Annotated in this window: 17 protein-coding genes and 1 pseudogene; 9 read left to right on the forward strand and 9 right to left on the reverse strand. The window is 30.3% G+C overall.

All coding sequences use genetic code 11. The features are described from left to right. Positions 1-153: 153 nt before the first annotated feature. The 6 genes and pseudogenes from ACH2CG_RS03690 to ACH2CG_RS03715 form a co-directional block, all read left to right on the forward strand. Positions 154-420: pseudogene (locus ACH2CG_RS03690) on the forward strand (reverse transcriptase domain-containing protein); the annotation flags it as partial. A gap of 120 nt (positions 421-540) precedes the next feature. Continuing rightward, complete coding sequence (locus tag ACH2CG_RS03695; protein ID WP_395062347.1) at positions 541-870, forward strand: hypothetical protein; 330 nt, start codon at positions 541-543, stop codon at positions 868-870. A gap of 167 nt (positions 871-1,037) precedes the next feature. After that, on the forward strand, positions 1,038-1,772 hold the full coding sequence (locus tag ACH2CG_RS03700; RefSeq protein ID WP_395062316.1) for a carboxypeptidase-like regulatory domain-containing protein: 735 nt from the start codon (positions 1,038-1,040) through the stop codon (positions 1,770-1,772). Further along, positions 1,765-2,784 (forward strand): transglutaminase domain-containing protein, encoded by a 1,020-nt coding sequence (locus ACH2CG_RS03705; RefSeq protein WP_395062318.1) that lies wholly within the window; start codon positions 1,765-1,767, stop codon positions 2,782-2,784. The genes ACH2CG_RS03700 and ACH2CG_RS03705 overlap by 8 nt, the downstream gene beginning before the upstream one ends. 162 nt (positions 2,785-2,946) lie before the next feature. Further along, on the forward strand, positions 2,947-3,603 hold the full coding sequence (locus ACH2CG_RS03710; protein WP_395062320.1) for a hypothetical protein: 657 nt from the start codon (positions 2,947-2,949) through the stop codon (positions 3,601-3,603). Positions 3,604-3,679: 76 nt separating this feature from the next. Then, positions 3,680-5,467: an ABC transporter ATP-binding protein gene (locus tag ACH2CG_RS03715; RefSeq protein WP_395062322.1), complete on the forward strand. Its 1,788-nt coding sequence runs from the start codon at positions 3,680-3,682 to the stop codon at positions 5,465-5,467. Between the two features lie 73 nt (positions 5,468-5,540). Here the strand turns inward: ACH2CG_RS03715 and ACH2CG_RS03720 are convergent, their stop codons facing one another. From ACH2CG_RS03720 to ACH2CG_RS03730, 3 genes are all read right to left on the reverse strand, one after another. Continuing rightward, positions 5,541-6,020: an Lrp/AsnC family transcriptional regulator gene (locus tag ACH2CG_RS03720; RefSeq protein WP_035127172.1), complete on the reverse strand. Its 480-nt coding sequence runs from the start codon at positions 6,018-6,020 to the stop codon at positions 5,541-5,543. A 77-nt stretch (positions 6,021-6,097) separates the two neighbouring features. After that, on the reverse strand, positions 6,098-7,237 hold the full coding sequence (locus tag ACH2CG_RS03725; RefSeq protein ID WP_395062325.1) for a M14 metallopeptidase family protein: 1,140 nt from the start codon (positions 7,235-7,237) through the stop codon (positions 6,098-6,100). 219 nt (positions 7,238-7,456) lie between these two features. Beyond that, the gene (locus tag ACH2CG_RS03730; protein ID WP_395062327.1) at positions 7,457-8,008 is read right to left on the reverse strand and encodes a 1-acyl-sn-glycerol-3-phosphate acyltransferase; all 552 of its coding nucleotides are present in this window, start codon (positions 8,006-8,008) and stop codon (positions 7,457-7,459) included. 58 nt (positions 8,009-8,066) lie between these two features. On the opposite strand from ACH2CG_RS03730, the gene ACH2CG_RS03735 reads away from it, so the two are divergent. Both ACH2CG_RS03735 and ACH2CG_RS03740 read left to right on the forward strand, forming a co-directional pair. Then, a complete protein-coding gene (locus ACH2CG_RS03735; protein ID WP_395062329.1) occupies positions 8,067-8,729 on the forward strand; it encodes a spermidine synthase in 663 nt (220 codons plus the stop codon). Positions 8,730-8,768: 39 nt separating this feature from the next. After that, positions 8,769-9,752: an endo alpha-1,4 polygalactosaminidase gene (locus ACH2CG_RS03740; RefSeq protein WP_395062331.1), complete on the forward strand. Its 984-nt coding sequence runs from the start codon at positions 8,769-8,771 to the stop codon at positions 9,750-9,752. A gap of 28 nt (positions 9,753-9,780) precedes the next feature. On the opposite strand, the gene kdsB is transcribed toward ACH2CG_RS03740, so the two are convergent. From kdsB to ACH2CG_RS03770, 6 genes are all read right to left on the reverse strand, one after another. Beyond that, on the reverse strand, positions 9,781-10,506 hold the full coding sequence (kdsB, locus tag ACH2CG_RS03745) for a 3-deoxy-manno-octulosonate cytidylyltransferase (protein ID WP_395062333.1): 726 nt from the start codon (positions 10,504-10,506) through the stop codon (positions 9,781-9,783). Between the two features lie 54 nt (positions 10,507-10,560). Next, positions 10,561-11,286, reverse strand: coding sequence for a hypothetical protein (locus ACH2CG_RS03750; RefSeq protein WP_395062335.1), 726 nt, complete (start codon positions 11,284-11,286; stop codon positions 10,561-10,563). An 8-nt stretch (positions 11,287-11,294) separates the two neighbouring features. Then, the gene (locus ACH2CG_RS03755) at positions 11,295-11,732 is read right to left on the reverse strand and encodes a VOC family protein (RefSeq protein ID WP_395062337.1); all 438 of its coding nucleotides are present in this window, start codon (positions 11,730-11,732) and stop codon (positions 11,295-11,297) included. A 74-nt stretch (positions 11,733-11,806) separates the two neighbouring features. After that, the gene (locus ACH2CG_RS03760; protein ID WP_395062339.1) at positions 11,807-12,235 is read right to left on the reverse strand and encodes a VOC family protein; all 429 of its coding nucleotides are present in this window, start codon (positions 12,233-12,235) and stop codon (positions 11,807-11,809) included. Positions 12,236-12,333: 98 nt separating this feature from the next. Continuing rightward, positions 12,334-12,543, reverse strand: a complete 210-nt coding sequence (locus ACH2CG_RS03765; RefSeq protein WP_395062341.1) for a nuclear transport factor 2 family protein — start codon at positions 12,541-12,543, stop codon at positions 12,334-12,336. 452 nt (positions 12,544-12,995) lie between these two features. Further along, a complete protein-coding gene (locus ACH2CG_RS03770; protein ID WP_395062343.1) occupies positions 12,996-13,907 on the reverse strand; it encodes a hypothetical protein in 912 nt (303 codons plus the stop codon). Between ACH2CG_RS03770 and ACH2CG_RS03775 the strand changes: the two genes are divergently transcribed. Beyond that, the gene (locus ACH2CG_RS03775; protein ID WP_395062345.1) at positions 13,898-15,592 is read left to right on the forward strand and encodes an IS1182 family transposase; all 1,695 of its coding nucleotides are present in this window, start codon (positions 13,898-13,900) and stop codon (positions 15,590-15,592) included. The two genes, ACH2CG_RS03770 and ACH2CG_RS03775, sit on opposite strands and share 10 nt — an antisense overlap. Positions 15,593-15,670 lie beyond the last annotated feature (78 nt).

The raw sequence follows: 15,670 nt of genomic DNA on the forward strand, positions 1-15,670 counted from the left end.
CTAATTACTAGTTCTGTGTCCTGCATTTATGCCAATACAACAAGCACCACTTATGATCGTAGTTGTCATGCCTGTTAGCATACCAACCACATGTAACTAACCATAACTATATCCATAGTACACCCCTTAACACTTTGAACACTGATTCAGAGAGTGCACTTCAGCCACACTGGGGTATATCAGGTCACACGACTGCCCTTTGGACCAAGGCGGGCTCCATCTTATTTCCAAGAAATCACGGCCACTGTAGTACTTATAGGACTCATTTATATGATTTGTGAAATGTACATTGATGATTGCACTATTTTTGGCGATACTAATATCGAATTTGTTTCCACACTTAAATCAATCTTCGAACGTTTTAGAATACACAATCTTTACTTAAAAGCTTCTAAATGCTTTTTCGGCTACTCTGAACATGAGTTTGTTGGTAAGGTTGTTTCTGAAAAGGGATTACAAATATCCCGTACGAAATTAAAGTCTGTACTCGGCTTTCCGTTACCCACTGTGAGCAAACAGCTGAAGAGCTTTTTGGGAACAGTGAACTATCTCAGAGATTTTGTTAGAGATTATTCAACAATCTCACAGCCATTCCACCAGCTTTTGACTGATTATAGCAAAACTCGTGGAGTAGTCTGGACTCCAGAATCGACTGCCGAAGCATATCAGTTACAAGTTTCTGCAATGGGCGAAGATAATTTTGCTAAATATAAAATTACCGAAGAAATTGGTAAGGGAAACATTAAAGTAATTCCAGACGTTTTAATTTCTGGATCAAATGGTTCTGAAGGAGGAATAAGCGGATTGCTTGGTATAAAACTTATGGAAATGATGGATACCAAAAATGATAAATCGTCGACTAAAAAATAATTTTAATACCTAAATTTTAAATCCGTTTTGTGAAAGCAAAGCGGATTTTTATTTGGTGTAAATAAAGAATTATGTACAATCGTTTTTCTTAAAAAAAAATTTTTTATACTAATCCCAACCTTTATTAAAAAAAACTACTCTTTATAAGAAACCTAAATACTATAAAGATGGAAAAATTTAACATTAAAATTGACAAACCTTGCTCTGAGGACTTTAAAACCTTTAAAAAAACAGATAATGGTGGCTTCTGTAATTCATGTAAAAAAACTGTTGTAGATTTTACTAAAATGAGTGACCAAGAAATTCTTACTTATTTTAGTAATGAAAAAAGTAAAACCTGTGGGTTATTTCTTGAATCTCAATTAAAATATTATTCTAATCTAAGCCTTTCTAACAATATAAAAAAGTCAAATACTTTGGCTTCAAGTATTTTTGGGCTTTCACTTGTCTCAATTTTATCTTTAACTAATGCTTATTCACAAGAAAAGACCAATACAACTACAATCATAAAAGAAGAAAATGTTGCTACTAAAAAAAACATTGATTCGTTAGATATAAATGAAAAAATTACTGTTAGCGGAATTGTTTCTGATAAATCTGGACCATTACCCGGAGCAAACATTTTTTTGAAAAATTATAATATTAGTACACAAACTGATATTGATGGAAAATTTACCTTTCCAAAACAATTGAAAACTGGAGATGTATTAATTGTGTCTTTTATTGGTTATACTAGACAAGAAATTAAAGTGAAAAGTAAAAATGAATCAATAACTATGAATTATGATGTTAAGCTTAATAATTGTCAAATGGTTATGATGGGAGAAGTTGCTACAAATAAAATTTATAAATCTAAACGAACGATATTTCATAAAATAAAATATTTATTTACAAATGATTAAGTGGATTTTTTTGGTCCTTACCTTGATAAGTCAGGTAAAAATTGAGGCACAAATTTCAGATTTTAAAAATATCAACTTTAAAAATGCTGATAAAATTGCCTTTGCATATAAAGGTAATGATTTATCTAATCTGCCAGGACTTGCTCATAATCTAACCCATAATTTATCTTCTGATGTCGAAAAATTTAGAGCTATATACTTTTGGGTTAGCACCAATATTGCAGGCGACTATGACGGTTTTAGAAAAAATAGTGCTAAAAGAACTAAACACCAAAACGATAGTTTAGAACAACATAAATGGAATAAATCGTTTAGTAATCAAGTTTTTAAAAAACTAGCAAAAGAAAAAAAAACGATTTGCACTGGGTATGCTTATTTGATTAAGAACTTAGCTAATCTAGCAAATATTAACTGTGAAATTATTGATGGTTTTGGTCGAAATGAGAGCACAGAAACTTCTAAATTAAAATTTCCAAATCATTCTTGGAATGCGGTTCAACTCAATAATAAATGGTATTTGTGTGATGCCACTTGGTCTAGTGGTGTTTGTAATTTAAATACCCATACATTTGAATTTAATTATAATAATGGGTATTTTTTAGCAGATCCTGAATTGTTTGCAAAAGATCATTTTCCTAATGATAATTCGTGGCTTTTATTAAATGAAAAACCACAATTTTCAGAGTTCTTAAAAGCTCCATTAGTCTATTATAATGCCTATAAATATGCTGTTTTTCCAATTGAACCATCAATGATGCGCTTGGAAGTTGAAAAAAACAAAGAAGCTATATTTATCTTAAAAGATTTAAAGGAAATTGATGTTATTAGTATTTTTCTACAAATTAATTACGGAACTAGTAGTAAATTTATCAAACCAACAGTAGAACGCTTAAAAAATGATACTATAAAAATAAAATATACTTTTACGAGCCTTGGTTGCTATGATGTACACATTAATTTGGGAATTCAGCCAATCTGTACCTACATAGTGAAAGTAAAAAAGCAAACTTAGATAGTTTTATAAATTGCTTAAAGAATTATTTTATCAGGCGTAACTAAATAATATGAAAAGAAATACTTAATTCTAAACTAATTTAAATCCGTTTTATGAAAGCAAAGCGGACTTTTTATTTAGAATTTACTTTGTACTTTAGTGAAAAAATATAAATAGGCAATGAAAAACCAATTTTCAATATTTAAAAAATATTCTTCAATTGAACAAACTCAAGAAATTATTACTTTTCTAAACTCAAATAACATTGAAACCGAAATTGGAAATAACATTCCGCCAGTTGATAGCTTATTAACAGGAAATAATATAACTCCTGAATTTGAAATAAAAATAAAAATTACTGATTTTGAAACGGCTACTAAACTTCTAGAAAATATTGCTGAAGATCAAATAAATCAAGTTAATAAAGACCATTATCTTTTTAGTTTTTCAAATGAAGAGTTGTATGACATCATTTTAAAACAAGATGAATGGAACGAATTTGATTATTCACTCGCTAAAAAATTATTATCTGAAAGAGGAAAGCCTATTGATGAGGCATTGATTAAATCATTAAAGAAGCAACGCCTAAACGATTTATCAAAGCCAGAAGAAAATCAGAAACCGTGGATAATAACTGGATATATTTTTGCTATAATGGGTGGCTTTTTCGGAATAATAATTGGCTATGTCCTTATGACTTCAAAGAAAAATTTGCCTAATGGTCAGAGAATTTATTCTTATCATGCAAACGATAGACAACATGGAAAAATGATTTTTTATATTGGAATTGTGCTCTTGCCTTTTTACATAATTTTAAGAATACTATTGGCAACTTAATTTTACAAAAATTTACCATTTGTATAAGAAATTAACATAGCATTATTCTTTACTTTTGCATTAAAATAAAACTATAATGGCTCGATTTGTAGAAAACGATTTACCAAAAGCAAAACTGAGCGCAAGCTCTTTAAGCAAAGCAATTTTAATATTTAAATATGCAGATAACCATAAATGGAAATTCTATGTTGGTTTGTTTTTCTTACTGCTTACGAGTGTTACAGCATTAGCTTTTCCTAAGTTTTTAGGATTACTTGTAGATTGTGTATCAAATAAAAATTTAGATAAAGCCAATAAAATTGCTTTAGGTTTATTCTTAATATTAGTGCTTCAGTCTGTATTCTCATTTTTTAGATTGTCATTATTTATCAATTTTACCGAAAATACATTGGCAAACATTCGTTTTGCACTATACAAGAATTTAATAAAACTTCCAATGTCATTCTATGCTCAAAAAAGAGTTGGCGAATTAAACAGTAGATTAAGTGCCGATATTTCGCAACTTCAAGATACTTTGACAAGTACAATTGCCGAATTTCTTAGACAATTTATTCTAATAATTGGCGGATTTATAATTCTAGCAACTATAAGTCCGAAGTTAACATTGATGATGATGACAATTGTTCCAGTAGTAGCAGTTGCAGCAGTTATTTTTGGGAGATTTATTAGAAAATATGGTAAAAAAACACAAGATAAAGTAGCCGAAAGCCAAGTTGTAGTTGAAGAAACATTGCAAGGAATTACCAATGTAAAAGCGTTTGCTAATGAATGGTATGAAATAGAACGTTATAAAAGCAAGATAAATGAAATTGTGAAAATCGCAATAAAAGGTGGACAATATAGAGGTTTTTTTGCATCTTTTATTATAGTATGTCTTTTTGGTGCTGTGGTTGCAGTCGTTTGGTATGGTGTAACTTTAACTATAACTGGCGAAATGAAGAATGTAGGTTCGTTAATTTCATTTGTACTTTACTCAGCATTTATTGGCGCATCCTTTGGAGGAATTGCCGAATTATATTCTCAATTACAAAAAGCGATTGGCTCTACAGAACGAATTTTTGAATTATTAGAAGAAATTCCCGAGAAAATTTCTGGTGATAAAAAAACAATAACCGAAAAAATTAAAGGAAATGTAACGTTCAAAAATGTATCTTTTGCATATCCATCTCGACCAGAAATTCAAGTGTTGAAAGATGTAAATTTCACTGCAAATTTTGGTCAGAAAATTGCAATTGTTGGCCCAAGTGGCGCAGGAAAATCTACTATATCTTCACTCCTATTAAGATTTTATGATATTGATGGCGGACAAATTTTAATTGATGATAAAAACATTTACGATTATGATTTAGAAAATCTTCGAGGAAACATGAGTATCGTTCCGCAAGATGTAATTTTATTTGGCGGAAGCATTCGCGAAAATATAGCCTACGGAAAACCAAATGCAACCGAAGAAGAAATTATGATTGCTGCTAAACAAGCCAATGCCTTCGATTTTGTAAACGGATTTCCAGAAAAATTCGATACTTTGGTTGGCGAACGCGGTATCAAACTCTCTGGTGGACAACGCCAACGAATAGCAATTGCTCGTGCCTTATTAAAAAATCCTAGCATTTTAATTCTAGACGAAGCCACGTCATCATTAGACAGTGAAAGCGAAAAATTAGTACAAGAAGCTTTAGAAAATTTAATGCATGGAAGAACAAGTATTATCATTGCGCATCGACTTTCAACCATAAGAAGTGCCGATGCAATTTTAGTTCTAAACGAAGGAAAAATTGCCGAAAAAGGAACTCACAAAGAACTACTCGAAATTGAAAATGGTATATATAAAAATTTGAGTAATTTACAGTTTAGTGAATACTAAAAAGGGCTATTAAATAAAAAACTCGTTCAAAATTAATGAACGAGTTTTTTATATAAATGATATAATGCTAGTATTAAATATCTTTAAATATTGTATGCATTAAACGTTTTTTATCGTTGATACTTTCCTCAAGAGAAATCATAGTTTCTGTTCTATAAACTCCTTCAATGTCATCAATCATAAAAATCACATCTTTGGCATGTTTAGTATCTTTAGCACGAATTTTACAAAAAATATTAAATTTACCTGTAGTTACATGAGCTACCGTTACAAAAGGAATTTCATTAATTCGTTCTAAAACAAATTTTGTTTGTGATGTATTGTTCAAGAAAACACCAACATAAGCGATAAAAGAATATCCTAGTTTTTCATAATCTAACGTTAATGAAGAACCCATAATGATTCCTGCATCTTCCATTTTCTTTACTCTTACGTGAACAGTTCCTGCAGAAATTAATAATTTTTTTGCGATATCTGTAAACGGAACTCTTGTGTTATCAATTAACATATCAAGGATTTGGTGATCTACTTCATCTAAACGAAACTTACTCATAATTACTAATTTTTATTATTGTTTTACTTTACAATACAAATAAATACATTTTATTTAATAAAAAACAAAAAATAATGTTATTTTTTTAAACCATTAACAAATTTTATATCTTTTCCTAAACAAAAAATAGCTTTTTGATTTGTTTTCGGAAAATTCTCTTCATTATCTGAATAGGTCATTTTGTGTGCATTGTACTGAAAATGACCAAACTTACCTTTTAAATCTCCAATTTCTGCGATGTAGGCATTAAATAGAATCTTTTTATCAATAAGTTCTTCTTTGTATTGAGCTGCAAAATTCGTAATTATTTCTTTACCATCATAATTTATTTTAACATTTTTATAAATAAAATCATAAAAAACGATATTATTTTGCGGAATTTGCAAATAAAGTGCATTTTTATTATCAACTACATCGTTTTCGTAAATATGTCGTAATCCAGAAACAAGCGCAATAAAAATCATTTTTCGGGTATATTCGCGGTAATAATCATCTTGAAAATGACCTGCTTCAAATAAAATTGTTGGTACACCTAAATAAGTAAATTGATCACCTATACAATTTAAATTAAAACCGTCATCAAATCGTCCTACTTGGTTTGGAATATGTTTTTGTAATTCCTCATTCATAGCAACAATAACATTCATCGCTTTACTTCTCACCTCATTAACGTCTCTATTGTCATTGAATGATGGAGCTAAAAAAGAAACTGTTGCAACATTTCCCTTGTCGCCAGCTCCAAAAATAGTTCGTTGGTCGTGAAGATTATAACAAAAATCTGGTTTAAAATCATCAAAAGCTTTGCGCAACAATTGACTTTCTGGTTGTGATAAATTTACAGAATCTCTATTTAAATCTATAGTATTTGCATTTTCGCGAGTGTAACGTTCTGCACCATCGGGATTTAACATTGGTAAAAAGCAAAAAGTAAATGCATTAAGTAATGTTTCGCCAATGGGTTCATCGGAATGAATTATATTAAAAAAATCAAACAATGCTTTAGTAGTAGTACTCTCATTTCCATGCATTTGTGACCACATAAAAACTCTAATTTTACCTGTCCCAATTGTATATTTATAGATTGGCTTTCCCAAAACTGACGTGCCTATAACTTGCGAAGGTAACTTTGATAAAATTGGTTCAACATCTGTAAGTGTAATGTATCTGCCAAAAAGTGAGTTTTGTTTGTACTGCTTATGTAATTCTATATAATTCATAAAATATATTTGATACAAATGTAAGCAACTTGAATTATTTGAACATAAAAAAACCTTCAATAACTAACTTTATTGAAGGTTCTAACAAAACAATAACAAACAAAATTATTTTCTTCTATATCTTTTACTATACTTTTTTATCTATAAAGCACATTTACTAAGTCTAAAATTATGATTTTCTACTACTTAGTTATTTACGAAAATAAATTATGTTTGGATTTATATCTGAAATCCTTTATTGGAAACTTTTCCTTTTACGCCTTTAAAGAATGGAAGTAATACTTTAATATCGTTTTCAAAATTTCCTGATGGATTGAATGGAGTTCCAATTCTTACCTCTTTTTTGCCAAAATCAAATGCTACCGTAATTATGGGTACATTAGCCTTTAGAGCAATGTAATAAAATCCCGATTTGAGTTCGGTTACCAATTTTCTTGTACCTTCTGGAAAAATCGCCAAGCGCAATTCGTCATATTTTTCAAATGTTTTGGCAGTGGCATCAACCATATTTAAATTTCCGGAACGATCTAAAGGCTTTCCTCCCATCCAAGTGAAATAAATTCCAAACGGAAACTTAAATAACTCTTTTTTTCCCACAAAGTGCATGGGTATTTTTGTAATTCCTCTTGTAAAAATTCCTAAATAGAAATCGTGCCAACTTGTATGCGGTATAACCATCATAACGCATTTTTTAATATCGTTATCAATTGTTCCTAAAATTTTCCAACCCATTAGTCTAAAGAAAATAAATTCGTACAGTCGCTTCTTCATTTAAAATATTTTGCGTAAATTTAGCATTAATCTACAATTTATTAGAAAATATTTTTTTATGCTGGCAAAATTCTTTAGTTATTTCATTCCTATAAATGTAGTTAAGAAAAATTCCTCTGTAAGTAAAACATTAGAAGTAACTTGGAACAATGGCGAACTTGTTTTAGACTCTAAAAATACCAATTATTCGTATGGAAGTTTGCAACGTATATTGAGAAAAGGACTAAAATATATAGGATTTGATCGCATAAGGAAATTTGAAAACATCTTAATTCTTGGAGTTGCTGGCGGAAGTGTAATTAAGACTTTAACCAATGAAATAAAGTTTACAGGAAAAATTACTGGTGTAGAAATTGACAATGAAATTGTAGAAATCGCGAATAAATATTTCAAATTAAACGAAATAAAAAACCTTGAATTAATTGTTGAAGATGCTTTCGAATTTGTCTTAAAAACCAAAAATAAGTATGATTTAATTATTATTGATATTTTTCAAGATACCACAATGCCCAATTTTTTATTTGAAGATTATTTCATCAATCGAATTAATTATTTATTGAATGATCAAGGTTTTATTTTATTTAATACTATGGTAATCAGTGAAAAAGATCGAATAAGGAATTTAGATTACAAAAAGAAATTTGACGGCAATTATTCATTGCGCATGTATCCAAAAGTTGAAGTACATAACGAATTGTTTACCATAAAGAAGTTAGTGTAATTTTTTAATAATTTTTACGTTATTAAAAAAACAGCTAACATGAAAAAATATCTTTTTTTATCTGTAATTATATTTCTTTTTGGATGTTCTAATGATTTTAACAATGATAGTGTTGTAGTCGATCTAACACACAGAAACGAAATGCGAAATTTTGTGATTGGAATTAGTAGTTATGCCAAAGCCATCAATCCAAATTTTGCTATAATTCCTCAAAATGGAATTGAATTAGTTACTGAAAATGGTGAAATCGATGGGCAGTTAAGCACTACTTATCTCAATGCTATTGATGGAAACGGACAAGAAGATTTGTTTTATGGATATGATACTGATGATGTTGCAACTAGTAATGAAGACTCCAATTACCTAAACAATTTTTTACAATTATCCAATAATAGTGGAAATAAAATTCTCTCAACAGACTATTGCTCAACACAGTCTAAGATGACATCGTCATATATTAAGAATAACAATTTGGGCTATATTTCTTTTGCAGCTAACCAACGAAATTTGAATGTAATTCCTAATTTTCCCTCTAGTATTTATCATGAAAATACTAATGTTATTACTAATTTAAATCAGGCTCAAAATTTTTTACATCTTATAAATGCTGAAAATTTTACTACAAAATCCCAATTTATAAATGCAGTAATTGCAACTAATTATGACGCATTAATTATGGATTTATACTTTAAAGACGGAACAGCATTTACGGCTTCAGAAGTTTTACAATTGAAAAACAAAGCCAATGGCGGCAAAAGAATTGTAATATCCTATATGTCAATTGGTGAAGCAGAAAGTTACAGATATTACTGGCAATCAAGCTGGAATGGTAGCAATAAACCAAATTTTCTTGATGCTGAAAATCCAAGTTGGGCAGGTAATTTTAAAGTAAAATATTGGATTCCAGAATGGCAAAATATTATTTACGGAAATGATACTTCCTATTTAAAAAAGATCTTAAATGCTGGATTTGATGGAGTTTATTTAGACATTATTGACGCTTTTGAATATTATGAAAATTAAATTTTTAATATCCCAATTCATTTAATATTTAAATCATCTTTCTAGCTTTCTCTAAATCTTCAATGGTATCAATTCCAATTCCTACGTGAGTAGTTTCTACCATTTTTATTCGTTTACCAAATTCTAAATAGCGAAGTTGTTCTAGTTTTTCTGATGCTTCTAACGATTTCATTGGTAGTGAATAAAAATCTAAAAGTGCTTGTTTGCGAAAAGCATAAATTCCTATGTGTTGAAAGTATCGAACACCAACATTTTTCTCTCTTGGATAAGGAATTACCGATCGTGAAAAGTACAAAGCAAAGTTACTTTGATCTACAACAACTTTCACATTATTAGGATTATTGATATCGTCTTCATTAAAAATTTCTCGCATTAAAGAAGCTAAATCTACTTTTTTATCAGTATCATTTTTAAAAATTTCAATTACTTTTTCTAAAGGTTCTTTGTTAATAAATGGTTCGTCACCTTGCACATTTACAACTATATCAACGTTTATATTGGCTACAGCCTCGGCAATTCTATCGCTTCCAGATTCGTGTTCTTTTATGGACATAATCGCTTTTCCACCATTTGAAACTATTTCGTCGTAAATCAAATTGGAATCGGTAACTACAAAAACATCATCAAAAAGATTAGTTTCTTTTGCCGCTTCATAGGTTCGAAGAATTACAGTTTTCCCACCTAAATCTTGCATCAATTTGGCAGGAAAACGTGTTGAGGCATAACGAGCAGGTATTACGGCGATTACTTTCATGGTTTAGGGTTTGGTAGGAAATAATAACTTTTATTTTTTTGTAAATTTATGAAATTAATTCTTCTTCTTGTTGCTTACAAAAATCCAATAGTCAATTGTTAAACCAATTCGCAGACCAGTTCCCATTTCGTTATTAGTTCTAGTTTTAATTAAAGTCACTTCTCTATAATCAGTAGTTATATTTTTGTCTTTTCTAAAATATCCTAGACTTAGATCAAAACCAAAATGCTCTGAATTTTTAAAATTTAAAATCGAGCCTAAAACAATTCCATACGAATTATAAACTTCTTTTCTATTGATGTAATCGTTTCTAAAATTGGGATCATTTCGTTCGTCAATTTGACCTTTTTTGAAAAAACACGAAGTGTAAAATGTCCATCCGTTTTGGCGTCGGTATTTTTGAAAATTAAAATAAAAACGATAATCAACCAAAAAAGCTCTTTCAAAATACTTCGAACGATTTCCAGTTTCGTGAAAAACACCATCCAAGTCGGTAACCTTATCTTGTGTATCGTGCTTGGTTATATAAATTCCTTCAACACCAATTGAATTTCTTTTTAAAAAACCAATTTCGGTTCCAAGCAAAGTACTTATTCCGCTTCCATTTCCTAAAAGAAAAGGCAAAACTCTAGCTTTTAATGCATAAGTATTGCCATATCCATCAGGATTGAAAGGTGTTTTTATATTATCTGAAAAGGAAGCGTATCTGATAGTATCATTTGCTTGTGCAAAAATAATTGTGGATAGCAAACTAAAAATTAATAAATAGAAGTTCTTCATTAAAAGATTTATTGTGGATCTTCGTCAAAATTCATCATCCAATGAATTCCAAATTTGTCAACAAACATTCCAAAATAGGCACCCCAAAATGTATCTGACAAAGGCATTTTTATAACTCCATCAACAGATAAACCAGTAAATAATCTGTCGGCTTCTTCTCTACTCGATGCGTTTATCGAAATAGAAATATTATCGCCAACAGTTATTGTTTGACCAAAAGCTTCAGAAGTATCACTTCCATATATAACAGTTTCTGTGCTAATTGGCAACGAAACGTGCATGATTAGATTTCCTGCTTCTTCAGAAATTGGTTCGCAATTTTCTGCTGGTGGCATTTCGTTGAATCTTCCCATATAGGTAAATTCACCTCCAAAAACTGATTTATAAAAATTGAATGCAGCTTCGCAAGTTCCGTTAAAAGTTAAATATGCGTTTACTGTTGCCATGATTCTAAAATTTTAAGAATTGTTTGATGTTTCAAATATAAATTTTTTATTTCTAACAATAGTAAACAAATTCGTTATTTAGAATTCGAATCAAAATCTATCATCCATTCTATGCCATATTTGTCTCTAAACATTCCAAAATAAGAACCCCAAGGACTGTCTTGAATAGGCATTTCAATAGTTCCGCCGGCAGAAAGTCCTATAAATAATTTGTCGGCTTCTTCTCTACTTTCGGCAGAAACTGCAATTTTAGATCGGTTTTCGTTTTCGTTAGTTATTCCCAAAATTGCTGGAACATCGTTTGCCATTAAGGTATTATTGCCAATTGGTAAAGCAATGTGCATTATTTTATTTTCTTCTTTCTCATCAATAGGGAATTCTGGACTTGCTAAATCTTTAAAACGTGTAATTTTAGAGAATTCACCGCCAAAAACAGATTTGTAAAAAGTAAATGCTTCTTCGGCATTTCCGTTGTAGTTTAAATGTGGATTGATTAGTGCCATGGTTTGTTGGTTATTTGGTTTATGCTAAAGTATAAAAAAATCTGCAAAATCAGTAGCTGTTTGCAGATTGTTTACTAGTAAGTTATGGATAAAAAGTTTTATTCATTTGCAAAACTTCCTCCACTCATTGCTTTGATGAATGCTTGAGGATTCAAATATTCTCTATAGTTTGCAATAAGTCCATCTTTAAAAGTTAAAAATGCTGCGTAACTCATTTCATAAGGGTTTCCGTTTCCTATTACAACTCCAGATGCGCTCCATTCAGCAATGGCAACATTTTCAATATACAATTGTGCAATATGTTCCATTCCTTTATCGTCAACGCTTTAAAGACGCATTGCGCCACTCTTAACAAGCCAACATTTTTACAAACTTCGCCTTCTTGCAAAAAATATTGCTTTTTTCTAATTTTCTTGTATTTAAAATATGCTTTAACCAAATCTTCTTCTTCAGTTGTTAGATTATAAGAAATATATTGGTTTATGTAAGCTATTAATTTTTCGTACATATAATTGTAATCTTTGTGTGATTGAGTTTATTGGATATATCCAAAAGTATAAAAAATCCGCAAAGTCAGGAGACATTTGCGGAGCTTTTTATGGGAACACTTTGCTGTGCTGGATTATAAAAATGATCTATTTCATTTTCTCCTTGCAAGACTATAGTTGTTTTCCTAATTAAAACTAGTGACAATAAATTTAATTTTTATTTGTTTTTAGCACAGTTCTTTGTTGGTGGTAGTGCTAATTTTGATTTTAATTTATTCTCCCTCATACCAGAATATGTTTTGATTATTTTCTGTTATTCCAACGAATCCTCTATTTGTTAACCAATATCTATATAAATTAATTTTACCGTTTGCTGGATTCATCGCATACCAACATTGATAATTTTTTAATGAATCTTTAGTAGTTTTTTCGATATTTACAGCAAAGTCTTCTATTTTAATAATTTTTAAAGTCCAACCTCCAGATTTTAATAATTCTAATTCTGAAATGTCACTTATAGAATACTTATAAATTTCATATTTTCTTTTGTTAGCAAGCGACATATTTTCATTATAATCGTTAGATATATAAATGCTATCGTTAGATATTTTCTGAACAATACCATATTCTGTTTTTTTGTTATCTTTAAACTTAATATTATAACTCAAATTTTCTAAAATTTTCAAGTCATTATTAATTTCATCTTTTTTCCTTAAATTGATAACAAATTCTGTTCCTGTTTGAAAATTATTTCTTACTGAATCATTTTTGAATTTAATATTTTTTTTGATATTATTCATGTCAAAATAAGGCACTTCTCTTTCTGCGAATAAAGCAGCTAAATTTATAATTTTAAAGCTTACCACATTGTCAATATCATATGAACTTATTTTTTTACTTGGCCACCAAGCATTATATTCGCTTGCCTTAATTTTTCCGCTTTTGTATCTAATTGTTTGAAGCATCAATTTATATTCTTTGTTATTGGATAGTTTTATAGTTAACTGGAAATTTTCATTACAATTCAACCAAATTTTTTCTCCTTTTTCATTATAGCAATAGATTTTTTGTAATGCTATTGAGTCATTAAATTGATTTGTAAAATCATTTTTGTCCATTGAATAAATTCTTTTTCCATAACAAGAAAAAGAAATAAATAATAGTAAGTAAATAATTGTTTTCATCTTCAATTTCAGGTTTTTACGAAGCATTACCACCAACGTCAGACTGTGAAAAAACTTCACCATCCAACAAACAAATATACCGAAATTGTTGTAAGAAAAATAGAGATTTCTTATTTTTAAACATGAAACACATTCAAGGAATCTCTCGTCAGCAAATGCAGTTCTCGAGTTTAGAGGACACTATCAGTCAAGACAATCCAGTTCGATTTATCGATGCTTTTGTAAATACTATTTGTTTGGAGAAAATAGGCTTTACTGCCAAAGTTTTAAAATCTGAAGGTCGCCCGAGTTTTGATAGTAAAATATTTCTTAAAATATATTTATACGGTTATTTAAACGGTATTCGCTCTTCTAGAAAATTAGAAAAAGAATGTCAACGCAATTTAGAAATGCAATGGCTTTTGGAAGCGATCACTCCCAATTACCACTCGATTGCAGATTATAGAAGCGAAAATCCCAAAGCACTGAAACAACTCTTCAAATTGTTTGTCTCGTTTTTAAAAGAAGCCGACTTAATATCGGGAGAAACCATCGCTATAGACGGTACAAAATCCAGAGCACACAACGGCAAGAAGTCTAACTTCAACCAAAAGAAAATCGACAAACACAAAGCATACATCGAAGCCAAAACCCAAGAGTATCTTGATGCTTTAGATCAAAATGATTTTCAAGAAAGCACTACATCCATCACTAATATTGAACAAAAAATCGAACGATTAAAGCACAACACAATCAAGTACGAACTTCTCGAAGAACAGCTCAAAGAAAGTGGCGAACCACAGTTAAGCACCACCGATTGCGATGCCAGAGCATTGCTGGTTCAAGGTCAGGTAGTGGAAGTGTCCTACAATATTCAAGCGGCTGTAGATGATAAATACAATTTGGTAGTTGCCACGCACACCATCAACCGAAACGATAAAAATGCGCTCTCGGCCATAGCCTTAGAAGCCAAAGAAAATTTGGATGTGGAAACTTTGACAGTTTTAGTAGATAAAGGCTATCACAATGGAAGAGAAATAGAGACATGTAAAAACAATAACATTACAACTATTGTGGCGCAACCCGATCAAGGGAAGAGCAACGAAAACGGCACACAAGCTGCGTATCTGGTATCGAAATTTATTTACAATAAAGAACAAAATACTTATACCTGTCCACAAGGTCAGACGCTAACCACGACAGGACGATGGCACAAGAAAACAAGAGATAGTGAAAACACAAGTTATCTATTCCAGAAATACCGTACACCAGCGTGTAAAACCTGTCCGGTAAAAGAGCAATGCACCAGTAGAAAAGGTGGAAGAGAACTAGACCGAAGCCAATATGCCGATGCAGTTGAAGAAAACAATACGCGTTACAAAGCCAACCCACAATTATACCGCAAAAGGCAAGAGATAAACGAACACATCTTTGGGACAATAAAGCGAAAATGGGGATATAACTACACCAATTTAATAGGACTGGAAAAGGTAAACGGCGAACACAGTTTGATTATGCTTGTGTATAACATCAAACGCAGCATCAACATCCTTGGTATACCGGATTTATTAGCCAAACTCAAAGCATGGAACTCACCTTATAAGAGAAAAGGTTTGTTTTTGATTAAAACGACCTATTTAAAGCTATTTTTAGCTCCAAATATTTTATTAAAAAGACAAAACACTTCGAAAATTAGCTTTGCTTAAAATAAGTTTATAGCAGCGATATGAAGTTAGAAATAAATGAAAATGAGGTTTTTTCACAGCCTGACGTTTCGCGGCTTC

Origin of the sequence: Flavobacterium sp. (assembly GCF_043778725.1) — a bacterium.
GTDB lineage: Bacteria > Bacteroidota > Bacteroidia > Flavobacteriales > Flavobacteriaceae > Flavobacterium.